The following is a 25334-nucleotide window of genomic DNA, read 5'->3' on the forward strand; positions in this document are numbered from 1 at the left end:
TGCCTCCGCTGCCGGCTCGGCGGCGGAGGCGTGACACCATGGCCGGGTGAGCGGTGCTGTCCAGACGGGTTGGGCCCCTTCGGCTGGTCCCGCCGCGCCGGCGCCTGGCCGGCCGTGGCGGCGGTGGTTGCTGGCCGCGACGGCGGCCTGGGCCGTGTTGCTGGCCGTACTCACCTGGACGTCGGTCCGCGACGATCCGCCGACCGTGCGCGAGCAGCGCTCCCTCGACCAGGCCGGCCCGGTGGTCGACCGGGCGGTCGGCGAGCTGGTCCGTGCGGCGGGGGCGGCCGGTGTGCTGGAGTTGGGTCCGGCGAGGGTCGCGGAGGGCTGCCGGGTCACCCCGTTCGCCGACGGAGCGAGGCTGCGCCGGGACGTGGGCGTGCTCGCGCCCACCGGCACCGAGCGGGCCGTGCTGGCCGGGATCGCCGGACGGCTGCCGGCGAGCTGGCGGGCCCGGGTCGGGTCCGGGCTGAACGGCCCGGAGCTGTACGCCGACGCCGGAGAGTTCGTGGCCGTCGAGGGACGGCCGACCGTGGACGGCCAGGTCCGCCTGGTCGTCGACACCGGTTGCCGGCCCGTCGGCTCGGGCTACGCGTCGGCCACCGCCGCCGCGACCGGTCCGGAGACCACCGCCCTGACCGCGGCGCTGGGGGCGCTCGGCCGGCCGAGTGACGCGACGCCCGAACTGGTCACCGCGCCCTGCCCGGGTGGCGGGCTGGCCCACACCGTGCGCTCCACGGGTGGTCCCGGCCCGGCCGCTTCGACGACCGCACTCGCCGCGCTGGCCGGCGACGCCCCCCTGCTGGACAAACCCCCGGTGTACGCGTACCGCGCCGGCCCGGTCACGGTGCTTGCCGATCTCGGCCCGGACGCGACCCGAGTGTCCGCCACCGTCGGCTGCCCGGGTTGAGCCGAGCGGCCGGCCCGGATCAGGTGCCGTCCGGCTCATCCGTTGGACCACGGCTGCGGCCCAGAGCGTCCACCTTGCCCCACCGGCCGGGGATGTCCAGCAGCTCGACGCGGCCCATCCCCGGAGGCACGGCCGGGTCGATGATCAGGTGTTCGCCCTGCGGTTCCAACCCCAGCATCACCCGGAGCAGCAGCAGCGGCGTGCCGGTCGACCAGGCCTGCGGGCTGCACGCGGTCGGGTACTCCACCGGGTAGTCGGTGAGGTCACGGGTGTAGCCGGCGAACGCCTCCGGCAGCCGACCCTCGAAGTACCGGGACGCCGCCAGCATCGTGTCGCAGATCAGGCCGGCCTCCTCGCGGTAGCCGTACCGCCACAGACCCCAGGCGATGATCGAGTTGTCGAACGGCCACACGGTGCCCACGTGGTACCCGATCGGGTTGTACCGCCCCTGGTCCTCGGCGAGCGTCCGCACTCCCCACCCGGAGAACAGGCGCGGCCCGAGCAGGTGCTCGACCACCTTGCCGGCACGGGACTCGTCCACGATGCCGCTCCACAGCAGGTGTCCGATGTTCGAGGTCAGCGCGTCCACCTGCCGCCCGTCGGCGTCCAGCGCGAGCGCGTAGTACCCGCGGTCGGCGATCCAGAAGTCGCGATCGAACCGGCGCTTGAGGTCGGCGGCCTCCCGCTCCAGCCGGTCGGCGTACGCCGGGTCGTTCCAGAAGGTCCGGGCCAGCCGGGCGGCCCGGATCTTCGCGTCGTACGCGTACCCCTGCAACTCGCAGGTTGCCCGGGGGAAGCCGGGCATCTGGCCGTCGGCGTACGAGATGGCGTCCCAGGAGTCCTTCCAGCACTGGTTCTGCAGACCGGTCTCCGGGTTGCGGGTCTGGTACCAGAGGTAGCCGGTGCCGAGCAGGTCCCCGTACGTGTCGATCCACTGCAACGCCGCGCGGACCTGCGGTTCCAGCTTGCGGACGAGTGTGGCGTCACCGGTCCACCGCTCGTACTCGTCGATCAGGATGATGAACAGTGGGGTCGAGTCGGCCGATCCGTAGTACGGCGAGTGCGGCTGCTCCTCGAAACCGGCGGTCTCCCCGTACCGCAGCTCGTGCAGGATCTTGCCGGGCTCCTCGTCCCGGAAGTCGTCCACCCGGTGCCCCTGCAAGCCGGCCAGCATCAGGATGGTCGGGGGGACCAGCTCCGGCAGGAACGGCAGCACCTGCAACGAGGTGATGATGCTGTCCCGGCCGAACAGGGTCATGAACCAGGGCAGTCCGGCGGCGATCAGCCGTACGCCCAGGGCGATCGACTCGTAGCGCAGTGCGGCCAGGTCGTTGAGGCTGCGCCGGTACGCCCCGGCGAGTGGCTCGCAGTCGCAGCCGAGCTTCGGTGCCCGGTCGATCAGCTCCTGTTGCTCGGCCCGGATCGCGTCCGCGCTGCGGCTGCCTCCGTACGGGAGGGTTGCGCGGATGTCCTGACCGCGCGCCCCGTAGACGACGCTGGACACGTGCAGCCGGGTGGTCCACCTGCCGTTGCGGGCGATCCGGATGCGGAAGGTCAGACCGTCGGCGTCGACCTGCGCCGGCGCGGTGGTCGTGACCGTCGTCTCCCGGTGGAACGCCTCCCGCCGGTAGGTGAGCCGCAGTTCGTTGTCGGAGACGGTGGCAGTGGTCGTACCCCGCTTCTGGCGGGAGTGCTTGATCTCGAACAGGTCGGCGAAGTCGGCCTCGACGTCGATCCGGACGGTGAACTCGACCTCCGCGCCGCTGTGGTTCAGCACGGTCAGCTCCTCCTCGAAGCTGCCCACGATCGCCCGGCTGCGGATCACCGACGCCTTCGCGTCCAGGTAGTGCGTGGGCTCACCGGGGGCGAGGAAGAACTTGGTGCGGTACGACTCGCCGTCGTCCACGGAGAGGGCGTGCAGCCGCTGGCCGTCCAGGGTGAGCACCCACCTGGACAGGAACCGGGTGTCGAAGGAGAACAGCCCGGTGGGGAAGTCGTAGGACGGCTCGATGTCTCCCCGGCGGTCACTGACCAGGAAGGTGTTGCCATCCAGGACGCTGACGAGGTCCTTCACACCGGACGCCCGGCTGTTCTGCGGGCCACGTCGCGGGGATCGCGGGTGCCGGGCGGGTTCGGGAAGAACCGGCGGAAGGCGAGGAAGAGCACCACGTTCCCGCTGAACGTGCTCTCGTTGCGCAGTACTGCCGCGACACTCTGGGCCTGGCCGGTGATCAGCCGGTCGAAGAGGGCCTCGCTGCTGTACCAGATGGCGTCGGCCGGGCCGCGTTCGCGACTGACCTGCACCGAACCGGGCCGCATCCGCACCAGCCAGTGCTCGGTCCGATGGTCGCTGCCGAGGTCGATCTGGAGGGTCCCGCTGGTCAGGCCGACGAGGAGGTCAGGGGCGCGCGCCGGCAGTGATTCGAAGAACCTCTCCGCCGCCTCGGTCACATCCGAATCGTAGGCAGCCGCCCGAGATGTCGGGCCGGTATCGGCACTCCGCCCCGGTGCTCAGTAGACCAGTGCCTGCGCGCCGTCGGCCAACGCCTCCTCGACGAAGACGGCGGCACCCGCGATCCGGACCCCGGGCAGCACGTCGTCCGGGCCGATCTCCCGTCGGGCCGCGCACTGGGTGCAGGCGGTCACCCGACCACTGGTCAGGATGACGTGCAGCAGCTCGGCCAGAGGCGCGGAGTGCGGCAGCTCGAACTGCTGGGCGCGACCGGGCACCGCGAACCAGGTCGATTCACCGGTCAGCCAGAGCGACACGTCCACCCCGGCCGCGACAGCCGTCGCGGCGACCGTGAATGCCTGCGCGCACCGCTCCGGGGCGTCCGCCCCCGCGGTGGCCTTGACGACGAGAGTGCGGGCCATGTGACCCAGCATAGAATGGTCGGGATGGTTACCGAGATCGGGTTTGTCAGCCTGTTGGTCGCTGGCCTGGGCGGGCTCGCCGGTGGCCTGGTCTACCTTGCCGTACGCATTTCGAGAGGACGTTGGTGAGCGCGAGGAGTGAGCCGGGCTTGCGAGCCCCGCAGTCGCGAACGAAGGTGGCGCTGTGAGCGCGAGGAGTGAGCCGGGTTTGCGAGCCCCGCAGTCGCGAACGAAGGTGGCCCTGTGAGCGCGAGGAGTGAGCCGGGTTTGCGAGCCCCGCAGTCGCGAACGAAGGTGGCCCTGTGAGCGAGAATCCGCTGCAGCCGCCGTGGCTGAACGCGCCGCCGGTCGAGGAGTACCCGTTCGAGGAGAGCCACGACCTGCGGGTCGGGCCGAAGCTGCACCCCGCGCTGGACGGCCTGCTGCCCTACATCGGGCTGTGGCGTGGCCGGGGCAAGGGCGGTTTCCCCACCATCGAGGACTTCGACTACGCCCAGGAGATTCGGATCAGCCACGACGGCCGGCCGTTCCTGCACTACGAGTCCCGTGCCTGGATCCTGGACGAGCAGAGCAAGCCGGTCCGCCCGGCGGGCCGTGAGGTCGGCTGGTGGCGACCGGTGCTGGTGGATGGTCGGGCGACCGACGAGTTGGAGGCGGTGCTGACCACCCCGACCGGGGTGATGGAGCTGCACCTGGGCAAGCGCACCGGCACGCAGATCGAGTTCGCCACCGACGCGGTGGTCCGGACGCCGACCGCCAAGGAGGTCACCGGCGGGCACCGACTCTTCGGCATCGTCGAGGGTGCGCTGCTCTACGCGCAGGAGATGGCGGCCATGGGGCACGGGCTCAGCCCGCACCTCTCCGCCCGGCTCGTCCGGGTCGGCGGCTGATCAGACGGGGAAACCCAGCAGGGCTTGCAGGGCGGGGGTGCGCGGGCAGTGGTCCCGGCGCACCCCGTCCAGCATCCGAACCTCGACGAGCCCGCGCACCGAGGAGCTGAACCAGACCCCGTCGGCGTCGTGCAGCTCGGCCGGCGTGACCATCCGTTCGGCGGCGCTCAGACCCAGCTCCTGGGCGTGGGCGAGCAGCCAGGCCACGGTCGTGCCGGGCAGGATGCCGGTGGTGGCGGCCGGCACCGTGCAGAGCGTGTCTCCGGTGAGCCACACCACGTTCGCGATCGGCCCCTCCAGGGCGTACCCGTCCGAGGAGACCCACAGCACGTCGTCCACCCCGGCCCGTCGTGCCCAGCGGCGGGCGGCGCTGTTCACCGCGTACGAGGTGGACTTGATGCCGGCCGGCAACCAGTCGAGCCCGGTCCGCGCGTCGGCGGGCACCCCCAGCGGCAGGATCGCCACGGTGATCCCGGTGCGGCGGGCCGCCCGCGACGACGCCGGCACCTCGGTCAGGGTGGCGTAGACGGTTGGCGGGCCACCGGCCTCGGATCCTCGGGTGCAGACCAGCCGCAGCGCACCCTCCACCTGGACGGGCCAGCCCGCGCGTACCGTGTCGAGCAGGTCGACGAGCGCGTCGGTGGCGGGCAGGTCCAGGTCGACGGCCGCCGCAGCCGTGGTCATTCGGGCCAGGTGCTCGTCGCGCAGCCACGGCCGGCCCTCGCGCAGATGCATGGACTCGAAGAGCCCGTCGCCGCGCAGGACGCCCAGGTCGTCGCCGCGGAGCACGGGCTCGTCGGCCGCGATGAGGCCCCGCCCGAGCACGGCGATCCGCGCGCTCGGAGAAGCCGGAGCATTGCCGACGGACGACGTCACCATGACCGCCGAGCGTAGCGGCGACCGGTCACTCGCAGGGGGCCGGTGCGAATGCCGAACTATGATCGGAGCGTGTCCGAATCCTCCCTCGCGGAAATGCTGCGGGCCCGTGGGCTGCGGCTGACGCCCCAACGGCAGCTCGTCCTCCAGGCGGTGCTCGATCTGGGGCACGCCAGCCCGGAGCAGGTGCACACCGCCGTCCGGGAGGTCGCCGCCGGCGTCAACATCACCACCATCTATCGCACGCTTGAGCTGCTGGAACGGCTCGGCCTGGTCACCCACACGCACCTGTCGCACGGCTCGCCGACGTATCACGCGGCGGGTGAGCACCAGCACGTCCACCTGGTCTGTCGGGAGTGTGGCGCGATCGACGAGATCGATCCGGAGATGCTGCGCCCGCTCGCCGACCAGTTGGCCGCGCAGCGCGGGTTCCGGGTGGATATCGGGCACGTGTCACTCTTCGGCGTCTGCGTACGCTGCGAGAACGGGGACGACAAATGATCGACATCGCGGGCGCGGTGGCCGTCGAGAGCATCGACGAGGCCAGCCGCGACCAGCCGGATGCGGCGCACGTCGCGGCCGGGGTCCGAGGGGTGGCCGCCCACTACGGGGACCCGCTGCGCGAGCAGCGCACCCTCGACACCGAGGTCGGCCTGGTCGACCGGTCGCACCGGGGGGTCATCGCGGTGCCCGGGGAAGACCGGGCCAGTTGGCTGCACACCGTCACCTCGCAGCACCTGACCGCGCTGACCGCCGGTGAGGGCACCGAGCTGCTGGTGTTGTCTCCGCACGGCCACATCGAGCAGCACGCCATGGTCGCCGAGGACGGCGAGACCGCCTGGCTGGACACCGAGCCGGGGGCGACCGAGGGTCTGCTGACCTACCTGGAGAAGATGCGGTTCTTCAGCAAGGTCGAGCCGCGCGACGCGACCGCCGAGCGGGCGTTGTTGTCGCTGGTCGGGCCGGCGGCGACGGAGGCGCTGGCCACGCTCGGCGTGACCGGGCTCGCCGCGCCGGACGTGGTGGCGGTGCCGGGTCCGAAGTTCCCGCACGGTGCCGTGCCACAGCGGGCGAGCGCTCGGTACGACGTACGGCCGCTGCCGATCGGCGGCTGGGCCCGACGTGTCCCCCTCGGGGTGGACCTGCTGGTGCCCCGTTCGGCGATGGACCAGGTGGTGGCGGAGTTGCGCGGTGCCGGGGTGCCGGTCGCGGGGCTCTGGGCGTACGAGGCGATCCGGGTGGCCGCCCGTCAGCCTCGGGTCGGGGTGGACACCGACCACCGGACCATCCCGGCCGAGGTCGACCTGATCGGTCCCGCCGTGCACCTGGACAAGGGTTGCTACCGGGGGCAGGAGACGGTGGCCCGGGTGCACAACATGGGCCGCCCGCCACGTCGCCTCGTACTGCTGCACCTGGACGGGGTGACCACCGACCAGCCGCCGACGGCCGGTACGCCGGTGATGCTCGACGGCCGGGCGGTCGGTTTCGTCGGCACCGCCGTGCTGCACCACGAGCTGGGTCAGGTGGCGCTCGCGGTGGTCAAGCGGAACGTTCCGGACGACGCCGCACTGCTGATCGGCGAGACCGCGGCGGCGATCGACCCGTCCTGACCCGGGCGTCTAGGATCGCCGGCATGACGACAGGGACGTTGATCACGGTGGCCCCGACCGGCGCTGAGTCGGCCAAGGCGGAGGTGCCGGCGCTGCCGGTGACCCTCGACGAGCTGCTGCTCACCGCTAAGGAGTGCGAGGCGCTCGGCGCCGCCGTGATCCACGTCCACATCCGCGACGACGAGGCGCGGCCGACCCTCGACCCGGTGCGCCTGGCCGACACGGTGGCGGCGCTGCGGGACAGCACCGACCTGATCGTGCAGCTCTCCTCCGGCGGTGCGGTGACCGACCCGGAGGCCGCCCGGCTGGCCGTCCTCGACGCCCGGCCGGACATGGCCTCCTGCACGATGGGCACCGTCAACTTCGGCGACGACGTCTTCCTCAACCGCTGGGAGTTCATCGTCGACCTGCACACCCGGATGCAGGAGCGCGGGATCGTGCCGGAGTACGAGATCTTCGACCTCGGGCACCTGTCCGCGTTGCAGCGCCTCCTCGGCAGGTACGGGCTCCCGGCCGGCGGGCACGTGCACGTGGACTTCGTGATGGGTGTGCCGGGAGGCATGCCGGGCACCACCGAGACGTTGGTCGCGGCCCACCGGATGCTGCGGGACCTGCCCGACGGCACCACCTTCTCGGCTACCGGCGTCGGCCGCAGCACCATCGCGGTGTTGCTGGCCGCTCTGTCGACGGGCGGGCACCTGCGGGTCGGCATGGAGGACACCGTGACGTACGCGAAGGGTCGCCCGGTGGAGTCGAACATGCAACTGGTCGCCCGCGCGGTGGGTTTCGCCCAGCTTGCCCAGCGCCCGCCGTTGACCACCGCCGAGGCTCGCGAACTGCTCGGGTTGTAAGGCCGGGCCTGCCCCGCGCTCCTGTCACCCGGGCGGTGGACCACCAGGTCACCCCGCCGACGGGCACCACAGGACCGTCGGTACCGTCCGACCCGTGACGAAGACGTACGAGGGCGGCGACCCGCTCGCCGAGGTGGTCCGTTCCGGGTTCGTGGAGGGTGCGCACCGCGGCTCGGTGGTGGTGTTGGACGCCGCCGGCGCGGCGCTGGCGTCCGCCGGGGACGTGACCTCGCCGGTCTTTCCGCGCTCGGCAAGCAAGCCGATGCAGGCGATCGGGATGCTCCGTGCCGGCCTGGCGTTGACCGACCCGGCCGACGTGGCGCTGGTCGCGGCGAGTCACGCCGGTGAGGACTTCCACCTGGCCCGGGTCGGTGCGCTGCTGGACCGGGCCGGGTTGGACGCCTCGGCCCTGCACTGTCCACCCGACCTGCCGGTGGGCGCGGCGGCCCGGGAGGCCGTGCTGCGCGCCGGGGGTGGCCCCACCAGGGTGCAGATGAACTGTTCCGGCAAGCACAGCGGGATGCTGCTGACCTGCGAGGCCGCCGGTTGGCCGCTGGAGGGGTACTGGCGGCCGGAGCACCCGCTCCAGCAGCGGTTGCGGGCGGCCATCGAGGAGTTCACCGGTGAGCAGGCGGCGGCGGTGGGCGTGGACGGTTGCGGTGCCCCGGTGCTCGCGGTGTCGCTGACCGGGTTGGCCGGGGCGTTCCTCCGGTTGGTCGACGCCGAGCCCGGCTCGGTGCCGCGGACGGTGGCCGACGCCATGCGGGCGTACCCCGAGATCGTCGGTGGCACCCAGGCCGACGACACCCGGCTGATGCGTGGCGTTCCCGGGCTGCTGGCCAAGGTCGGTGCCGAGGGTGTGATCGCGGTGGCCCTGCCGGGCGTCGGCGCCGTCGCGCTGAAGATCGACGACGGCGCCGACCGGGCGCGGATGCCGGTGCTGGTCTCCGCGCTGCGTCGGCTCGGCGTGGACGCCCCGGTGCTGACCGAGTACGCCGAGGTGCCGCTCTTCGGTGGTGGAGTTCCGGTCGGGGCGGTCCGTCCGCTCTGGTGACACCACCGGCCCACCGACCGGTGGGCCGGGCCACGGTTCGCTGCGAGCTGCGCGGTCAGCTCAGGAAGTCGAGCAGGGCGGCGTTGACGGGCTCCGGGCGCTCCAGCGGCAACAGGTGCGCGGCGTCCGGGATGTTCGGCAGCCGTACCGCGTTGGGGACCTCGGCGGCGATCCGGTCGGCCAGCCGGCTGATGTCCGGTACGTCCGCGGCCCCGGCGGTGACCAGGACCGGGACCTTCAGCTCGCCGAGGCGACCGATGGCCGGTGGCGTCAGCTCTCCCACCTCGACCGCGCCGAGCGCCAGCTCTGCGGCGAGGGCACGCTGGTCCATCTCCTGCGCGAACGCGATGAGCGCGGGGTCGACGTCCTCCGGCTGTCGACCCGGGCCGACCACCCAGAACCGCACCTCGCCGGCCGCGCCCGCGACGAAGTCGTCGGGGTCGACCTCGCCGACCAGGCCGTCCCAGAGGTCGTTCGCCTCCTCGGACCACTCGTTGCCGGAGACGGCCGCGTCGAACAGCGCGAGCGCGCTCACCCGGTCGGGGTGGGCGAGCGCGGTGTCGATGGCGACCGCCCCGCCGAAGGAGCAGCCGACCAGGGCGGCCCGGGGTAGGTCGAGCGCGTCCAGAAGCGCCGCCACGTCGTCGTGATGCGTGAACGGTGTCGGAGGCAGTTCGGAGTCTCCGTAGCCGCGCAGGTCCGGGACGATCACCCGGTGTCGCGCGGCGAGCGCGGCCACCTGCCCCCGCCACATCCGCCGGTCGGCGATGCCAGCGTGCAGTAGTACGACGGGCGAGCCGGTGCCGGCCTCGTCGTACGCGATGCTTGCTCCATTGACTGTGATCTTGTGCACGGACGGACCGTAACGGAACCGATGGACCGGGGCGCAAACGGGGCGCTGAGACCTTGCTAACTATGGCAAGCATTTTGCTTGCAAGAGTTAGCGCGGCCGGTTAGCGTCGCAGTCATGGCCACACCGAAGGACCTTCCCGACGTCGGCGGGTTCATCCGCGATCTACGGCGCAACGCCAAGATCTCGCTCCGGCAGCTCGCCGAGCAGGCGGGGGTCAGCAACCCGTACCTCAGTCAGATCGAGCGCGGCCTGCGCAAGCCCAGCGCCGAAGTGCTCCAGCAGCTGGCGAGCGCGCTGCGGGTCTCCACCCCGGCGATGTACCTGCGCGCCGGGCTGCTCGACGACAAGGAGGGCCACGGTGTGCTCGCCGCCATCGCGGTGGACACCGACCTGACGATGGCCCAGAAGCAGTCCCTCAGTCAGATCTACGAGACGTTCCGCCGGGAGAACACCCGGCTGGCCGAGGCCCAGGCCGCCGCCGAGGGCGGCGGCACCGGGCCCACCGGCGGCACGGCCGGGGTGACCACCCCGACCGACGTCGTCGACGAGCCCGCCGACGTGGCGAACCTGGCCGCCACCGGTCCCACCACCGCAGGCGGCACCCCGACCGAGGCCGTGATCGAGTCGGTCGCCGTCACCGAGGCGGGCGCCGCACCCGCCCCGGGCAGCACCAACACCCCCGAGAAGAAGGCCGCCGGTCCGGCGGCCCGCAAGGCCGCCGAGGCGGCCGAAGAGGAGACGTCATGAGCGAGCCGAAGACCAACCGCATCCCCGCCCCGATCTACGCCGCCGCGGGTGCCGGTGAGTTGGCCATCGAGCAGTTGCGCAAGTTGCCGGCCGTGGTCGGCGTCCTCGGCACCCGTGTCGTCGCCGACCTGGGTGGTCGGGCCGTGCTGACCGGCTTCGAGCTGCGCCAGAAGGCGACCGAGACGCTGCGTACCGCCAATGAGACCGCCGGCACGCTGCGCGGTCGGGCGCAGGCCGAGCTGGACCTGGCCAAGCTTCGCGAGTCGGCCGACCTGGCCAAGCTGCGCGAGGTCGCCGACATCGACAAGCTGCGCGCCGCCGCCACCCGCAACGCCGCCATGGTGGTTGCCGGCGCCCAGGCCGCCCAGGAGCGGGCCTTCGCCGCGTACGGCGCGCTCGTCGCCCGGGGTGAGCGGGTCGTCGGCGCGGGTGTGCTGGAGGCCGCCGAGACGGTCAACGCCGACATCGAGACCACCCAGGCCGTGACCCCGGCCGCCACCGCCACCGCTCCGGCCGAGGTGCCGACCCCGGCCGACGTGGCCGAGATCGCCGAGGCCCAGCCGGCCGCCGTCAAGAAGGTCGCGCGGGCGCCGAAGGCCACCAAGCCGGCCGCCACCCCGTCGGCGAAGCTGCCCCGGGCCACCAAGCGGACCCGTCCGGCGGCCGAGTAGTCGTCCTGTCGACGACCCCGGCGGCGTCCTTGTCGGACGAAGCCGGGGTCCTCGACATAAGCTTGCCGGCATGGCCAACGCCGCGCCGATCTTCGCGTTCGAAGTCCGCTACGTGATCGAGCTGATCCTGCTCGTCTTCGCGCTGATCGTCCAGGGCGTCGCCCTGGTCCACGCGATCACCCAGCGCTCCGACGCCTTCCCCGCCATCGGGACGCTTCCCAAGGGTGGCTGGATCGCCATCCTGGCGGTCTGCCTCGTGCTCACCCTGCTCGGCTTCGGGCCGATCAGCCTCTTCGGACTGATCGGCATCGCCGCCGGTCTGATCTACCTCCTCGACGTCCGAGTCGGCCTGCGCGAGCTCGGTGACGGCAAAGGGTCCTGGTGAGAGGTTTTCGCTGGCCACCCCCACCGGACAGCGGGCCCCGCACCTGGGGGCCCGGCCCGGGTGGGCCGCGGACCGGCCGACCGGCGCTGCCGGAGCCGGAGACCGACCTGGTCGCCACCCCGCACGGCGTACGGCTGGAGCGGCTGATCACCGGCACCGGTGATCCGGTGACCGTGTTCGCGCACGGGCTGGGGAACGGCATCGCCACCACCCGTCCGTTCGGCAGTGGGGTGACCGGCCGCAAGGTGTTCTTCCAGTTCCGCGGGCACGGCCGTTCCGAGGCGCCGGACGGGCCGTGGAACTACCCGGACCTGGCCCGCGACCTCCGGGCGATCGCCGATCTGGGCGGCGCCAGCCGGGCGTTCGGTGCGAGCCTCGGTGCCGGCGCCCTCTGCCGGTTGCTCGCGGAGAGCCCGGACCGTTTCGAGAAGTTGGTCTTCTTCCTGCCCGCGGTGCTCGACCAGCCGCGTGGCCCGGTCGCCGGGGAGCGCTTCACCGACCTGTTGGAGGCTGTGGAGAGCGGAGACGCGTCGGCGGTCGCCGACGTCGTCACCCTCGAGATGCCCGCAGCGGTGCGCAACACTCCCGCCGGCTGGGCGTACCTGCGGCAGCGACTCGACCAACTGCTCCGCGACGGGCTTGCCGGCAGCCTGGCCAGTCTCGCGGAACAGACGCCGTTGCGCGACATCACCGACCTCGCGGCGGTCACCGCGCCGGCGCTGGTGATCGCCAACGCGGGCGACGACCTGCACCCGGTCGAGGTCGCCGAGCGACTCGCCGCCGCGCTACCCCAGGCCACCCTCCACGTGTACGACCGGCCCGGCGTCCTCTGGTCGGAACGCGCCGACCTGCGGGACCGCATCGCCGGTTTCCTCAACGACGTGGACTGAGCTTTCGGCAATTCGGACGGGGGTTGTCAGGTATCGCTGACAACCTCGCGGGTATGACACCACCGCTCGCAGGAAAGATCGCGCTCGTCGCCGGTGCCACCCGGGGCGCGGGTCGGCAGATCGCAGTGCAACTCGGTGCGGCCGGCGCCACCGTGTACGCCACCGGCCGCAGCAGCCGCACCGGTCGTTCGGAGATGGACCGGCCGGAGACCATCGAGGAGACCGCCGAGCTGGTCACCGAGGCCGGCGGCACGGGCATCGCCGTCCAGGTCGACCACCTGGCGCCCGAGCAGGTCCGCGACCTCGTCGCCCGGATCGACGCCGAGCAGGGCCAACTCGACGTGCTGGTGAACGACATCTGGGGCGGCGACCCGCTGGTCACCTGGCACAAGCCGGTCTGGGAGCAGCCGTTGGACGCGGGCTTCCGGACCCTGCGACTGGCCATCGACACCCACATCATCACCAGCCACTTCGCCCTGCCGCTGCTGATCCGCAAGCCGGGCGGGCTGGTGGTGGAGATGGGCGACGGCACCAAGGCGTACAACGACGACAACTACCGGCTCTCGGTCTTCTACGACCTGGCCAAGGTGTCGGTCAACCGGCTCGCCTTCAGCCAGGCGCACGAGCTGAAGCCACACGGCTGCACGGCGGTCGCGCTCACCCCGGGCTGGATCCGCTCCGAGGCGATGCTGGAGCACTTCGGCGTGACCGAGGAGAACTGGCGCGACGGGGCCGCCACCGACCCGAACTTCCTCATCTCGGAGACACCCGCCTTCGTCGGTCGCGCGGTGGCCGCGCTCGCCGCCGACGAGGAGAAGGCCCGCTGGAACGGCCAGTCCGTCGACGCCGGCACGCTGTCCAAGGTGTACGGGTTCACCGACCTCGACGGCAGTCAGCCGGAGGGATTCCGGTACATCGTCGAGGTGGTCGACGCGGGCAAGCCGTCGGACGTCACCGGCTACCGGTAGAGCGCCCGGAACCGGTCGGCCGCGTCGGTGAACAACCGCCGTAGCTCGGGTGGGTCGAGGACCTCCACCTCGGGGCCGAGACCCAGCAGTTGGTGATACGCCACCTGGACCGACTCGACGGGCAGCCGGCCCACCACCCAGCCCTGCCCGTCGGGTGGACCGGCGGCGGCCACCACCTCGTCGTACACGAAGGGGGCGTCCACCAGGTGCCGGAGCTGGCGCAGACCGGCCGGGCTGAGCCGGACGGTGGCCTCGGCCCGCAGCATGGTCCGCAGGAACAACCCGGCCTGCTCGCGCCAGTGCCCGGCCAGGTCGAAGCCCTCGTCGCGGTCGAAGCTCTCCTCGCCGATCTCGACCCCGGTCACCCGGTCCACCCGGTAGGTGCGGGTGTCGTCGTCGACCCGGCCGACCAGGTACCAGGCCCCACTCTTGAGCACCAGGCCGTACGGCTGGACCCGCCGGGTCACCTCCCGGTCACCGCGCCGGTAGCGCAGCTCCACCACCCGGTCGCGCCAGACCGCCCGGGCCAGCTCGGTCAGCCACGGCGGCGGCGCGGTCTCCCGGAACCAACCCGGCACGTCCAGATGGAACCGCTGCCCGGCACGGGCCGGGGCGTCGCGCAGGGCCGGCGGCAGGGCGGCGAGCACCTTCAGTTCGGCGGCGGCGACCGCGTCGGCGAGCCCCATGTCGCCGGCCGGGCCGGGCAGCCCGGAGAGGAAGAGCGCCTCCGCCTCGTCCCGGGTCAGCCCGGTCAGTCGGGTGCGGTAACCGCCGAGCAACCGGTACCCGCCGGCGCGGCCCCGGTCGGCGTAGACCGGCACCCCGGCGGCGGAGAGCGCCAGCACGTCCCGGTAGACGGTCCGCTCGGAGACCTCCAGCTCCCGCGCCAGCTCACCCGCCGTCATCGACCCGCGCGCCTGCAACAACAGGAGCAGCGAGATAAGTCGAGCGGCGCGCACCCGCCCATCCTGCCTGGTAACGCTCGCCACCCGGCGGCGGACCGGATCGGTCGCTACGCTGCTCGATCGTGGACGCCAGCAGAATTGCCAGCCCGGTGACCGGGGTCGTCGGCCGCTTCCTCGCCGGGGCGGGGCTGCTCCTGCGCGGGCTGGGTCTCTATGTCCGCAGCCCGGGGTTGATGCTGCTCGGGGTCGTGCCAGCGTTGATCTCCGGTGCGCTCTTCGTGAGCGCGTTCGCCACCCTGGTGTACTTCGTGGACGACCTCGCCGCGCTGGTCACCCCGTTCGCCGACGACTGGTCGAGCACCGCCCGAAGCCTGGTCCGGGTGATCGCCGGACTGGCCTTCCTGGGGCTCGGCGGTCTGCTCGCCGTGGTCAGCTTCACCGCGGTCACCCTGGTCATCGGCGACCCGTTCTACGAGAAGATCTCCGAGCAGGTCGAGCAGCGGTACGGCGGCACGCCGGGCGCGGTGGACGTACCCTTCTGGTCGTCGATGCGCCGCAGTCTTGCCGACTCGGTACGCCTGGTGGCGCTCGCCGCGCTGGTCGGGATTCCGCTCTTCCTCGCCGGCTTCATCCCCGTGGTCGGCCAGACGGTCGTCCCGGTGATCGGCGCGGCAGTGGGCGGCTGGTTCCTCGCCGTGGAGCTGGTCGGAGCACCGTTCTACCGACGGGGGATGCGGCTGCCGCAGCGCCGGACGATCCTCAAGGCCGACCGACCCACCGCGCTCGGCTTCGGGGTGGCGGTCTTCCTCTGCTTCCTCATCCCGCTCGGCGCGGTGCTGATCATGCCGGCGGCGGTCGCCGGCGCCACTCTGCTGGCCCGCCGATCGCTCGGCCAGTCGATCGAGAAGGACTGACATGGAGATCACCCTGGTCGAGGGGGACATCACCACCCAGCAGGTCGACGCGATCGTGAACGCCGCCAACTCGTCCCTGCTCGGTGGCGGCGGGGTCGACGGGGCCATCCACCGGCGCGGCGGGTCGGCCATCCTGGCCGAGTGCCGGGCGCTGCGGGCGTCCCGCTACGGCAGGGGCCTTCCGACCGGGCAGGCGGTGGCGACCACGGCGGGTGAGTTGCCGGCCCGTTGGGTGATCCACACCGTCGGGCCGGTCTGGTCCGCCAGCGAGGACCGGTCGGCGCTGTTGCGTGACTGCTACGCCAACAGCCTCGCCGTCGCCGACGAACTGGGCGCGACCACCGTGGCCTTTCCGCTGATCTCCGCCGGCATCTACGGCTGGCCGATCGACGACGCGGTCCGCCAGGCCCTCACCGTGCTGCGCTCGGCCACCCCGACCGCCGTCAGCGAGGCGCGACTGGTGCTCTTCGGCCCCGACACGTATGCCACCGCCCGCCAGGTGCTCGAGGCCACCTGACAGCGCTGGCCAGGGCGCGATCAGGTCAGGTCGGCCAGGCAGGTCCACTGGGATGCCACCGGGCTGTAGCCCAGCCGGGCGTTGATCGCGAGCATCGGCGCGTTCGCCTCGTCGTTCGAGGTGTACGCGACGCGCACGCCGTCGGCGGCGGCCCGGTGCAGCGCCGCCGTCTTGGCGAGCCGGGCCAGCCCTCGGCCGCGGTACGCCGGGATGCTGCCGGTGTAGTCCGACCACATCCGGTCCCCGTCCCGCTTGACCAGGCTGAAGGCGACCACCTCCCCGTCGACCTCGGCGGCGATGCTGGCCGCCTTGTCCAGCCCGAGGTTGTCCCACACGTCGTACTGCCAGCTCTCGTAGCTCTTCGCGTCGACAGGCAGGTCGCCCGGTTCGTCCACCGCCGAGGCCACGTCCGCCGTGTACAGCAGGTGCGGGTCCAGCTCGGCGATCGGGAGCAGCCGCACGCCCGGGGGCGGGTCGGGTAGGGCGGGCACCGGATTCAGGTCGAGCGCCGAATAGCGCACCTCCCGGCTGGGCTCGTAGCCGTGCCGGCGGGCGTACGGCAGCGCGTCGGGCTGTGCCATGGCACGCACCCGGCGGATACCCAACGGGCGGAGGAATTCGGTCGCGGCGGTCAGCAGGGCGGTGCCGATGCCACGGCGCCGGTGTTCCGGGTGCACGTGCAGAAGGTTGACGCCACCGACGTTCGCCGCCGATGTCGTGCCGATGCGTTCGGCGGAGACCCAACCGACCACCCGCTCGTCGACCTCGGCCACGAACGCGGTCCACTCCTCCTCGGGCGGCGGTTCGGCGATCATCTTCCGGGTCGACTCGACACCGCGCACCAGGTACGGAAAGACCGTCGCCCGCAGGGCCACCACGGCCGGGGCGTCGTCGGGTCGCGCCACCCGGATGCGCATGTCAGGCCCCCGTCCGTACGGCGGCGACGGCCTCGACCTCGACGAGTTGGTCGGTGTAGCCGAGCACGGCGACACCGAGCAAAGTGCTGGGCGGATCGTGGTCGCCGAAGAAGTCCCGCACCACCCCCCATACGGTCACCAGGTCGGCCTGCTGCGACGACGCCACGTAGACGGTGGTCTTGACGACGTCGGTCAGCCGCGCGCCGGCCGCGTCGAGAGCGGTCGCCAGGTTCGTCATCACCTGCCGGGCCTGGGCGGCGTGGTCGCCCGGCGCGACGGTGCGTCCCTCGGCGTCCAACGGGCACGCGCCGGCGGTGAACACCAACCGGGCAGGGGACTCGACGGTGGCCGCGTACGCGTACTCGGCGACGTCGGAGAGTGCGGGGACATGCAGCAGCGCGACGGGTTCCGGCATGTCGGCGAGGCTAGCGACGATCGTCCGCCCGAGCGACGCAATAACCGCGTGCCCATCGCCACCCTGACCGCGTCCGACGGATCAGCAGGCAGCAACTTCAGGGATATAGGGGCCTCACGGCGCGCGGAGGCCCCTATATCCCTGAAGTTGTGCGGATCTTGGGACGGGCGCGGCGGGCGCACACCGGGCGGGCGCACCGGGCGGGCGCACACCGGGCGGGCGGGGGCGCGGGCCGGCGGGACTTGGTCAGGCGGAGGCTCGGCGGATCAGCTCGGTGGGGAGCATGACCCGCTGCTCGATGGTCTCCCCGGCGGCCAGCCGGAGCAGTTGGCGGGTCATCCGACGGCCAAGTTCCACGATCGGCTGCCGGACGGTGGTCAGCGGCGGTTCGGTGTACGCGGCGGTCTCGATGTCGTCGAAGCCGATCACCGCGACGTCCTCCGGCACCCGCCGACCGGCCTCGCGCAGCGTACGCAGGGCGGCGTGCGCCATCAGGTCGGAGGCGGCGAAGACGCCGTCCAGGTCGGGGTGCTCGGTGAGCAGGTGCCGCATCGCCGCCGACCCGGACTCCCTGGTGAAGTCGCCGACGGCGATGAGCTCCGGCAACCCGGCGTCGGCGACCGTGCTGCGGTAACCGCTGAGCCGTTCGATCCCGGCGACCATGTCCTGTGGCCCGGCGATGGTGGCGATGCGTCGGCGACCACTGTCGATCAGGTGTCGGACGGCTGCGGTCACTCCGGCCACGTGGTCGACGTCGACGTACGGCACGGGCACGTCGCCGAGCGGCCGGCCGCTGACCACGACCGGAATGCCGAGCCGGGTCAGCGTGCCGGGTAGCGGGTCGGCGCCGTGCAGCGAGGCGAAGAGCACCCCGTCGACGTGCCGACCGGTGGTGTATCGCTCGACCCGTTGGTGCCCGGCGGGGGAGCCGGCGAGCATCAGCACCAGTTGCTTGTCGGCCGCCTCCAACTCCTGGCTGACACCCCGGATGATGCCGGGGAAGACCTGGTCGTCGGAGAAGACCCGGGTGGCGGCCTCCGGCATGACCAGGGCGATCGAGTCGGTGCGTTGGGTGACCAGGCTGCGGGCGGCGAGGTTGGGCACGTACCCCAACTCGGCGACGGCCCGGGTGACCGCCTCCCGGATCGGCTCGGCGACGGTGGTGGAGCCGTTGACCACCCGGGACACGGTGGCGCGGGACACCCCGGCCCTCGCCGCCACTGCTTCGAGCGTCGGCCGCTGCGCCGTCGTCATCGCGCCTTCCCCCCGCTCGTCACAGCCCGTTCCGGGAGATCACCTCCTGGTACCAACGGGCGCTGGCCTTCGGTGTGCGCCGCTGGGTCAGGTAGTCGACGTGCACGATCCCGAACCGCTTGCGGTAACCCTCCGCCCACTCGAAGTTGTCCAGTAATGACCATACGAGATAACCGCGCAGGTCCACGCCCCGGGAGATCGCCTCGTGCGCCGCACGCAGGTGCCCGTCGAGGTAGGCGATGCGGTCGGTGTCGATCACCTGGCTCGGCCCGTCGGGCGAGTCGGCGCCGGGCTTGTCGGGGAATGCCCCACCGTTCTCGGTGATCAGCAGCGGCACCCCGGGGTAGTCGGTGGCGATCCGTTCCAGCAGCCGGGTCAACCCGGCCGGCTCGATCATCCAGCCCATGTCGGTCAGTGGCCCGGTCGGCGGCACGAAGTGCACCGCGCCCTCGGTGCCCGGGTACGCGCCGTTGCCGGCACCGTCGGGTCGACCTGCCACGTAACCGGGCGCGTAGTAGTTGATCCCGAGCAGGTCGATCGGGGCGGCGATCAGCTTCTCGTCACCGTCCCGGATGAACGTCGGTTCGACGATCCGCGCCACGTGCTCGCGAACGTCGTCCGGGTAGCCGCCGGCCAGCAGCGGGTCGAGGAAGATCCGGTTGTGCAGGCCGTCGACCAGGCGGACCGCGGCGGCGTCCGCCGCGCTCTCCGGGTCGGCCGGGCGCACGTCGGCCGGGTTGAGGGTGATGCCGACGCTGCGTGCGCCGGCGGCCCGCAGCGCCCGCGCCGCCAGCCCGTGCCCGAGCAGCAGATGGTGTACGGCGGTGAAGGCCGCCCCCGGGTCCTGTTCGCCGGGGGCGTGCACCCCGTTGGCGTAGCCGAGGTAGGCCGAGCACCACGGCTCGTTGAGGGTGGTCCACACGTCGATGCGGTCGCCGAGGCGGGCGTACACGGCGGTGGCGTAGGTGGCGAAGTGCTCGGCGGTGTCCCGGTTGGTCCAGCCGCCCCGGTCGCCCAGGGCCTGGGGCAGGTCCCAGTGGTAGAGGGTGACGATCGGGTCGATTCCCCGATCGAGCAGCGCGTCCGTGAGCCGGTCGTAGAAGTCCAGCCCGCGTGGGTTGGCCGGGCCGGTGCCGTCCGGCTGGATCCGGGGCCAGGCGACCGAGAAACGGTACGCCCGCAGGCCCAGCTCGGACATCAGTGCCACGTCGTCGGCGTACCGGTGGTAGTGGTCGCAGGCGACGTCGCCGGTGTGACCCTGGTACACCTTGCCCGGCGTGCGGCTGAAGGTGTCCCAGATGGACGGACCGCGACCGTCGTCGCGGGCCGCGCCCTCGATCTGGTAGGCGGCGGTGGCCGCACCCCAGAGAAAATCATCGGGAAAACGGAGTTCGTTCACGCCTTGACCGCACCTTCCATGATCCCGCCGATGATCTGCCGGCCGAACAACACGAACACCAACAGCAGGGGCAGCGTCGCGATGGCTGTCCCGGTGAACACCTGCGACATGTCCTGGTAGTAACCGTCCGACAGTGCTCGCAGGGAGAGTTGCACTGTCGGATTGGCCGGGTCGTTCAGCACAGCGTACGGCCACAGGAAGTCGTTCCAGGTGGTCATGAACGTGAGCAGGCCGAGCACGGCGGCGGCCGGACGCAGCGCGGGCAGGACGACGTGCCACCAGATCCGGGCGGTGCCGCAGCCGTCCATCCGGGCGGCCTCGATCAGCTCGTCGCTGACCGCCTGGCCGGCGTACTGCCGCATCATGAACACCCCGAAGCCGGTGACCAGCGCCGGCACGATGACCGCGGGCAGCCGGTCGTTCCACTGCAACCGGGTCATCAGGAGATACAGCGGGATCACACCGAGCTGGGTCGGCACCATCATGGTCGCGATGATGACCAGCAGCAGCGCGTTGCGCCCCCGGAACCGCAGCTTGGCGAAGGCGAACCCGGCCAGGCTGGAGAAGAGCACCACGGACACGGTGACCGTGGTGGCCACGATCGTCGAGTTGATCAGCCCGGTCAGGAAGTACGCGTCGGTGTTGTCGAACAGCCGGGCGATGTTGGCCCCGAGGTTGCCGCCGGGCGTCATCGGCGGCGGCAGTTGCCCCATCGCGTCGCTGGACCGGCTGGCCACCACGAACATCCACCAGATCGGGAAGACCGACAGGCCGCCGGCGACGACCAGGGCGAGGTAGGTGAGCGGGCTGGCCCGCCAGAGCCGGCTCATCGTGCCGCTCCCTTCCGGGCGTCGGTGCCCGAGTCGCCACCGAGACGGCGGAGGACCAGCACGTTGACCGCCGCGACGATCGCGATGAGCGCGAAGAGCAGCCAGGCCACGGCCGAGCCGTACCCGAAGTTGTAGTGCGGCGCGAAGGCGTTCTCGAACATGTACATGGTCAGCGTCTGCGACTCCCGTAGCGGCCCACCGCGGATCGGGTTGGTGCCGGAGTGGAACAGTCGCGGCTCGGTGAAGAGCTGCAACCCGCCGATGGTGGCGATGATGGCGCAGAAGATGATCGTCGGCTTGAGCAGGGGCACGGTGATGGCCCAGAACTGCCGGGCCCGGTTCGCGCCGTCGATGGACGCCGACTCGTAGAGGTCGCGGGGGATGGCCTGCATGGCGGCCAGCAGGATCAGCGCGTTGTAGCCGGTCCACCGCCAGTCGACCATGGCGGAGATGGCCACCCAGGAGGCGAACCGGTTGGTCTTCCACCCGATCGCGTCCACCCCGACCAGGTCGAGCAGCCAGTTGACCATGCCGAACTCGCGGCCGAAGATCACCCCGAACACGATCGCCACCGCGGCGGTGGACGTGACGTTGGGGACGAGCACGGCCATCCGCCAGCCGGTACGCGCCCGCAGGCCCCGGTTGAGCAGGTTGGCCAGCCAGAGTGCGGCGAGCAACTGCGGCACGGTCGAGATGACGAAGATCCCGAGCGTGTTGACCAGCGCGTGCCAGAAGTCGACGTCGGCCAGCAGCCGGGTGTAGTTCTCCGCCCCGACGAACGGGTGGTCGGTGCCGAGCAGGTCCCAGTCGTGCAGCGAGACCCAGAAGGTGTACGCCAGCGGGTAGACCCCGAAGACCGCGAAGAGCAGGAAGAACGGGGCGATGTAGAGGTACGGCGAGAGCCGGGTGTCGAGCCGGCTGAGGCGACCCGTCGAACGGTGGGGTGCCGGTACGACCGGCGGACGGGCGTCGAGCTGGACGGTCATGCCCGGGAACTCCTTTCCGCCGTGCGGGCGGGACTCCGTTCGCCGGAGCCCGCCCGCACGCTGGTTGGGCTACTTGGCGGCGGCCTTCTTCGCGTTGGTCACCGCGTCGGTCCAGCCCTGCCCGGGGTTGCGCTGGCCCAGCTCCACGGTCCGTACGGCGTTCTCCACCTCGGTGCGGACGGCCTGGTTCTTCGGGCCCATGTAGACCGGCTTGAGGCTCTTCGCGCCGGTGCCGAAGATGGTGCCGACAGGTGCCCCGGAGAAGTACGCGTTGGTCGCGCCGGCGATCGCCGGGTCGTCCAGCGCCTGCGGCGAGGAGGGCAGCGGGCCTTTGGCCTTGAACGCCCCGATCTGACCCTTGGCGCTGGTCAGGAACTTGGCCAGCTCGATCGCCTCGGCCTGGTGCTTGCTCTGCTTGGGCACGGCGAGGTGTGACCCGCCCCAGTTGCCGCCGTTGCCGGGCACCCGGGCGATGTCCCACTTGCCCTGGGCGGCCGGGCCGGCGTTGCCCTCGATCACCCCGGTCATCCAGGCGGGGCAGGCGATGGTGGCGAACTTCGACTGCTTGAACGCGGAGACCCACTCCTCGGACCAGGAGCCGTACTTGCCGGAGAGGCCCGAGTCGACGATGTCCATGGTGGTGTCCCACGCCTGCCGTACCGCCGGGTTGCTGTCGACGACGAGGTTGCCGCTGGTGTCGTAGTAGCTGTAGCCGGTGGTGTTGCCGGCGGTCTGGAGCAGGATGGTGTTGAAGGTGTTGGTGGCCGCGTCGAGGAAGGACGCGCCGGTCTTGGCCGCGACGAACTTCTCGCCGGTGGCGATGTAGTCCTGCCAGGTCGGCCAGAGCTGGGAGACCGCATCCCGCTCGGTGGGCAGGCCGGCCTTTTCGAAGAGGTCCTTGCGGTAGCACATGGCGATGCCGCCGACGTCGGTGCCGAGGCCGATGAGTTGCTTGCCGTCGGCGGTCAGTCCGGCGTTCCACTTCCATTCGAGGAAGTTGCCCTTGAGGTCGGCGGCGCCGTGGTCGAGCAGGTTGACGAAGTTGCCGGGGTTCGCCTTGTACTCGACCAGCAGGCCCTCCTCGATGGCCACGACGTCGCCGGCGCCCCGGCCGGCGGCGAGCCACTGGGTCAGCTTCGGCGAGTACTCGTCGAGGTTGGTGCCGGTGCCACGCTCGACGATCTTCACGTCGGGGTTCGCGGCCATGTACTCCTGATAGAGCTGCTCGTAACCGAACTGGCCGAAGACGTCGACGGTGAGGGTGACCTGACCGTCGCCGCCCTGCTCGTCACCGCCACCGCAGCCGGCGGTGACGAGCAGGGCGGTGGTCGCGGCGAGGGCCACCGCGGCGAGGCGGCGGCGCGGGAAGACAGCCATGGGCTTCGACCTCTCTCAAGGTGGTCGGTGGTGATCGATGGGCAAGAGAGCGCTCTCACGACAGGGTGGTGGGCGGTCCATCCGCTGTCAAGAGAGCGCTCTCTTTGATATGTCGACGTGACCCACGACGTGCGCGAGGGCGCCACCCGTCAACGGGTGACGCCCTCGGCGCGGTAGCTCCGGTCAGCCGGTACGCAGACCGTTCAGCAGGTTACGGTCGCCGGCCACGTCCAACGTCTCGAAGCTCACCCGACCCCAGAGGGCCAGCAACAGGTCGCTGGCGGTGCCGCTGACCTGCGCCCGGGCGTGGTGGTCGTCGTGGTCGAAGATGGTCGCCGTGTCGAGCAGGGCCACCCCCTCGCCACGGAGCCGCAAATACCACTCCTGGGCCGCGTCGGTCGCGGAAAGCTGCACCACGCCGTGCCAGTCACCCGGCACCTGCCGCCGGCCGGCGGGCAGCCAGGTGTCCAGAACCTCACTCACCCCGTCGGCCGCGAGCTTCGCCTCGACCGGGTCGCCCGCTCCGATGGCGAGCTGGGCGTCCCACCGGTGCACCGCGGTCTCGTGCGCCATCCGACGCGGCCAGAAGCCGGCCTTCTTCGGCTGCGGCGCCCAGTTCCAGGCCGGCGCCTCCGGGTCCAGCCCGTCGAACACGGTCAGCAGCCGGTCGTACCCCTGCTGCCAGAGCTGGAGCGGACTCACGCCCGGCTCCGCCTCGAGGGGGACCCGACGGGCCGGCTGGGTGGTCGAGCCGGAGCCGACGAACGACGAAACCCACTGGTAGATGCCGGCGAGGTGCAGTGTGACGTCGTTGACCGTCCAGCCCGGACAGGACAGCACAGGTGTCTCCGGCGGCGCCTCGGCGACCGCCGCCGCGAAAGCCGGACCCTCCGCCCGGAGTGCCCCGATCCAAAAATCCTTGCTGCCCTGCAGTCTGCTCATCGCCATCCTCCCGGGGGTGCCGGGCGACCAGTGGGTGCCACGGCTATCAGTCAGCCTAAGGTGAAGGGCGTGCCAGACGCCTCCGCCCAGCCGACAACCGCAGCCGATCGTGCCATCCCCGGTCCACTGGCCAGCTACACGACCCTGGGAACGGGCGGGACGGCCGCCCGGATCGTGGCCGCCGGCAGTGCCGAAGAGATCATCCAGGCGGTCCGGGACGCGGACGAGCCGGTCCTGATCCTGGCCGGCGGCAGCAACGTGGTGATCGGCGACACCGGCTTCCCCGGCACCGTCGTCCTGGTGCGCTCCCGTGGCCTTCGCGTCGTCGCGGAGGACGCCGAGACGGTCACCGTACGGGTCGACGCCGGCGAGCCGTGGGACGACCTGGTCGCCGCCACCGTCAGCAACGGCTGGGCCGGTCTGGAATGCCTCTCCGGCATTCCCGGCTCGACCGGCGCCACCCCGATCCAGAACGTCGGCGCGTACGGCCAGGAGGTCGCCGAGACGATCACCGGAGTCGAGGTGTACGACCGGGTCGACGGCACCCGCCGGATCATCCCCGCCGCCGACTGCGGGTTTGCCTACCGGGGCAGCATCTTCAAGTACGGCGACCGCTGGGTGGTGCTCTCCGTCGACTTCCGGCTCACCCGGGCCCCGCTCTCCGGGCCGGTGCGCTATGCCGAGCTGGCCAGGGCCCTCGGTGTCGAGGTCGGTGACCAGGTGCCGTTGGCGGACGCCCGAGCGGCGGTGCTGCGGCTGCGGGCCGGCAAGGGCATGGTGCTCGACGCCACCGACCCGGACACTCGCTCGGTCGGCTCCTTCTTCACCAATCCGGTGCTCGACGGGGCAACGTACGAGCTGCTTCTGGAGCGCGCCGCCGGGCTGGGCGACCCGCCGGCCTGGCCCGGAGCCGACGGCATGGTCAAGGTCAGCGCGGCCTGGCTGATCGACAAGGCCGGCTTCACCAAGGGGCACCCCGGGCCGGGTGGCACGGCCATCTCCAGCAAGCACACCCTCGCGCTCACCAACCGCAGCGGCACCGCCCGAACCGCCGACCTGCTGGCCCTGGCCCGCGACATCCGCGACGAGGTCCACGCCCGCTTCGGCGTGACCCTCCACCCCGAACCGGTCCTCGTCAACTGCGCCCTCTAGGACCCGTCCAGCCCCCACCCCCACCCCACCCCCCCCCCCCCCGGCCACCGGTGACGCCTGGGTCAGCGCATCTTCTGCTGCGCGTCGGTCAGCTTCGCCTTCACCGACGCCTCGGTGACCGGCTTGCCGCTGGCCGCGTCCGCGAAC

At 71.8% G+C, this 25334-nt stretch carries 29 protein-coding genes; 15 read left to right on the top strand and 14 right to left on the bottom strand.

Features of this window, described 5'->3' with window-relative positions:
* Window positions 1-46: 46 nt before the first annotated feature.
* Entirely contained in the window at window positions 47-910 is an 864-nt protein-coding gene (locus ABGB10_RS18915) for a hypothetical protein (RefSeq protein WP_347662150.1), read from the top strand.
* A gap of 19 nt (window positions 911-929) precedes the next feature.
* Here ABGB10_RS18915 and ABGB10_RS18920 read toward each other — a convergent pair whose 3' ends face one another.
* From ABGB10_RS18920 to ABGB10_RS18930, 3 genes are read right to left on the bottom strand one after another with little or no spacing between them, the layout of a single operon-like run.
* Window positions 930-2984, bottom strand: a complete 2055-nt coding sequence (locus ABGB10_RS18920) for a glycogen debranching N-terminal domain-containing protein (protein ID WP_347662151.1) — start codon at window positions 2982-2984, stop codon at window positions 930-932.
* Window positions 2981-3361 (bottom strand): SCP2 sterol-binding domain-containing protein, encoded by a 381-nt coding sequence (locus tag ABGB10_RS18925; protein ID WP_347662152.1) that lies wholly within the window; start codon window positions 3359-3361, stop codon window positions 2981-2983. The genes ABGB10_RS18920 and ABGB10_RS18925 overlap by 4 nt, the downstream gene beginning before the upstream one ends.
* Before the next feature lie 60 nt (window positions 3362-3421).
* A complete protein-coding gene (locus tag ABGB10_RS18930; protein WP_347662153.1) occupies window positions 3422-3796 on the bottom strand; it encodes a DsrE family protein in 375 nt (124 codons plus the stop codon).
* 12 nt (window positions 3797-3808) lie between these two features.
* Here ABGB10_RS18930 and mtfM point away from each other — a divergent pair, with 12 nt between their 5' ends.
* Both mtfM and ABGB10_RS18940 read left to right on the top strand, forming a co-directional pair.
* Entirely contained in the window at window positions 3809-3913 is a 105-nt protein-coding gene (gene mtfM, locus ABGB10_RS18935) for a small membrane protein MtfM (protein WP_030327764.1), read from the top strand.
* A 173-nt stretch (window positions 3914-4086) separates the two neighbouring features.
* Window positions 4087-4674, top strand: a complete 588-nt coding sequence (locus ABGB10_RS18940) for an FABP family protein (protein WP_347662154.1) — start codon at window positions 4087-4089, stop codon at window positions 4672-4674.
* Here ABGB10_RS18940 and ABGB10_RS18945 read toward each other — a convergent pair whose 3' ends face one another.
* Window positions 4675-5553 carry an aminotransferase class IV gene (locus ABGB10_RS18945; RefSeq protein WP_347662155.1) on the bottom strand — a complete coding sequence of 293 codons (879 nt, stop codon included), beginning with the start codon at window positions 5551-5553 and terminating at the stop codon, window positions 4675-4677.
* A 69-nt stretch (window positions 5554-5622) separates the two neighbouring features.
* On the opposite strand from ABGB10_RS18945, the gene ABGB10_RS18950 reads away from it, so the two are divergent.
* From ABGB10_RS18950 to ABGB10_RS18965, 4 genes are all read left to right on the top strand, one after another.
* Window positions 5623-6051: a Fur family transcriptional regulator gene (locus ABGB10_RS18950; protein ID WP_347662156.1), complete on the top strand. Its 429-nt coding sequence runs from the start codon at window positions 5623-5625 to the stop codon at window positions 6049-6051.
* The gene (locus ABGB10_RS18955) at window positions 6048-7160 is read left to right on the top strand and encodes a folate-binding protein (protein WP_347662157.1); all 1113 of its coding nucleotides are present in this window, start codon (window positions 6048-6050) and stop codon (window positions 7158-7160) included. The genes ABGB10_RS18950 and ABGB10_RS18955 overlap by 4 nt, the downstream gene beginning before the upstream one ends.
* Window positions 7161-7183: 23 nt before the next feature.
* A complete protein-coding gene (locus ABGB10_RS18960; protein WP_347662158.1) occupies window positions 7184-8011 on the top strand; it encodes a 3-keto-5-aminohexanoate cleavage protein in 828 nt (275 codons plus the stop codon).
* Between the two features lie 94 nt (window positions 8012-8105).
* Complete coding sequence (locus tag ABGB10_RS18965) at window positions 8106-9065, top strand: asparaginase (protein WP_347662159.1); 960 nt, start codon at window positions 8106-8108, stop codon at window positions 9063-9065.
* Between the two features lie 55 nt (window positions 9066-9120).
* On the opposite strand, the gene ABGB10_RS18970 is transcribed toward ABGB10_RS18965, so the two are convergent.
* Window positions 9121-9918, bottom strand: a complete 798-nt coding sequence (locus ABGB10_RS18970) for an alpha/beta hydrolase (protein ID WP_347662160.1) — start codon at window positions 9916-9918, stop codon at window positions 9121-9123.
* 114 nt (window positions 9919-10032) lie between these two features.
* On the opposite strand from ABGB10_RS18970, the gene ABGB10_RS18975 reads away from it, so the two are divergent.
* The 5 genes from ABGB10_RS18975 to ABGB10_RS18995 all read left to right on the top strand — a co-directional run bounded on the left by ABGB10_RS18975 (window position 10033) and on the right by ABGB10_RS18995 (window position 13579).
* Window positions 10033-10665 carry a helix-turn-helix transcriptional regulator gene (locus ABGB10_RS18975; RefSeq protein ID WP_347662161.1) on the top strand — a complete coding sequence of 211 codons (633 nt, stop codon included), beginning with the start codon at window positions 10033-10035 and terminating at the stop codon, window positions 10663-10665.
* Entirely contained in the window at window positions 10662-11336 is a 675-nt protein-coding gene (locus tag ABGB10_RS18980; protein ID WP_347662162.1) for a hypothetical protein, read from the top strand. The genes ABGB10_RS18975 and ABGB10_RS18980 overlap by 4 nt, the downstream gene beginning before the upstream one ends.
* Window positions 11337-11406: 70 nt before the next feature.
* Window positions 11407-11721, top strand: a complete 315-nt coding sequence (locus ABGB10_RS18985) for a DUF2516 family protein (protein WP_347662163.1) — start codon at window positions 11407-11409, stop codon at window positions 11719-11721.
* Window positions 11718-12611 (top strand): alpha/beta hydrolase, encoded by an 894-nt coding sequence (locus ABGB10_RS18990; protein ID WP_347662164.1) that lies wholly within the window; start codon window positions 11718-11720, stop codon window positions 12609-12611. Before ABGB10_RS18985 ends, ABGB10_RS18990 begins: the two co-directional genes overlap by 4 nt.
* Before the next feature lie 53 nt (window positions 12612-12664).
* Window positions 12665-13579 carry an SDR family oxidoreductase gene (locus tag ABGB10_RS18995; RefSeq protein WP_347662165.1) on the top strand — a complete coding sequence of 305 codons (915 nt, stop codon included), beginning with the start codon at window positions 12665-12667 and terminating at the stop codon, window positions 13577-13579.
* On the opposite strand, the gene ABGB10_RS19000 is transcribed toward ABGB10_RS18995, so the two are convergent.
* Complete coding sequence (locus ABGB10_RS19000) at window positions 13570-14538, bottom strand: YafY family protein (protein WP_347662166.1); 969 nt, start codon at window positions 14536-14538, stop codon at window positions 13570-13572. The genes ABGB10_RS18995 and ABGB10_RS19000 overlap by 10 nt on opposite strands.
* A gap of 68 nt (window positions 14539-14606) precedes the next feature.
* Here ABGB10_RS19000 and ABGB10_RS19005 point away from each other — a divergent pair, with 68 nt between their 5' ends.
* Window positions 14607-15398: an EI24 domain-containing protein gene (locus ABGB10_RS19005; protein ID WP_347662167.1), complete on the top strand. Its 792-nt coding sequence runs from the start codon at window positions 14607-14609 to the stop codon at window positions 15396-15398.
* A gap of 1 nt (window position 15399) precedes the next feature.
* Window positions 15400-15915 (top strand): O-acetyl-ADP-ribose deacetylase, encoded by a 516-nt coding sequence (locus ABGB10_RS19010; protein ID WP_347662169.1) that lies wholly within the window; start codon window positions 15400-15402, stop codon window positions 15913-15915.
* Window positions 15916-15935: 20 nt separating this feature from the next.
* Here the strand turns inward: ABGB10_RS19010 and ABGB10_RS19015 are convergent, their stop codons facing one another.
* The 8 genes from ABGB10_RS19015 to ABGB10_RS19050 form a co-directional block, all read right to left on the bottom strand.
* Window positions 15936-16832 (bottom strand): GNAT family N-acetyltransferase, encoded by an 897-nt coding sequence (locus ABGB10_RS19015; RefSeq protein WP_347662171.1) that lies wholly within the window; start codon window positions 16830-16832, stop codon window positions 15936-15938.
* Between the two features lies 1 nt (window position 16833).
* Window positions 16834-17247 (bottom strand): RidA family protein, encoded by a 414-nt coding sequence (locus ABGB10_RS19020; RefSeq protein ID WP_347662172.1) that lies wholly within the window; start codon window positions 17245-17247, stop codon window positions 16834-16836.
* A gap of 246 nt (window positions 17248-17493) precedes the next feature.
* A complete protein-coding gene (locus ABGB10_RS19025; protein WP_347662173.1) occupies window positions 17494-18501 on the bottom strand; it encodes a LacI family DNA-binding transcriptional regulator in 1008 nt (335 codons plus the stop codon).
* 19 nt (window positions 18502-18520) lie between these two features.
* Complete coding sequence (locus ABGB10_RS19030) at window positions 18521-19900, bottom strand: GH1 family beta-glucosidase (RefSeq protein WP_347662174.1); 1380 nt, start codon at window positions 19898-19900, stop codon at window positions 18521-18523.
* Window positions 19897-20730: a carbohydrate ABC transporter permease gene (locus tag ABGB10_RS19035; protein WP_347662175.1), complete on the bottom strand. Its 834-nt coding sequence runs from the start codon at window positions 20728-20730 to the stop codon at window positions 19897-19899. Before ABGB10_RS19035 ends, ABGB10_RS19030 begins: the two co-directional genes overlap by 4 nt.
* Entirely contained in the window at window positions 20727-21716 is a 990-nt protein-coding gene (locus tag ABGB10_RS19040) for a sugar ABC transporter permease (protein WP_347662176.1), read from the bottom strand. Before ABGB10_RS19040 ends, ABGB10_RS19035 begins: the two co-directional genes overlap by 4 nt.
* Before the next feature lie 69 nt (window positions 21717-21785).
* On the bottom strand, window positions 21786-23093 hold the full coding sequence (locus tag ABGB10_RS19045) for an extracellular solute-binding protein (protein WP_347662177.1): 1308 nt from the start codon (window positions 23091-23093) through the stop codon (window positions 21786-21788).
* A 183-nt stretch (window positions 23094-23276) separates the two neighbouring features.
* On the bottom strand, window positions 23277-24035 hold the full coding sequence (locus ABGB10_RS19050; protein WP_347662179.1) for a maleylpyruvate isomerase family mycothiol-dependent enzyme: 759 nt from the start codon (window positions 24033-24035) through the stop codon (window positions 23277-23279).
* A 69-nt stretch (window positions 24036-24104) separates the two neighbouring features.
* Between ABGB10_RS19050 and ABGB10_RS19055 the strand changes: the two genes are divergently transcribed.
* The gene (locus tag ABGB10_RS19055; protein ID WP_347662180.1) at window positions 24105-25187 is read left to right on the top strand and encodes a UDP-N-acetylmuramate dehydrogenase; all 1083 of its coding nucleotides are present in this window, start codon (window positions 24105-24107) and stop codon (window positions 25185-25187) included.
* Window positions 25188-25334 lie beyond the last annotated feature (147 nt).

It is taken from the genome of Micromonospora sp. B9E7 (assembly GCF_039871815.1).
Classification (GTDB): domain Bacteria; phylum Actinomycetota; class Actinomycetes; order Mycobacteriales; family Micromonosporaceae; genus Micromonospora.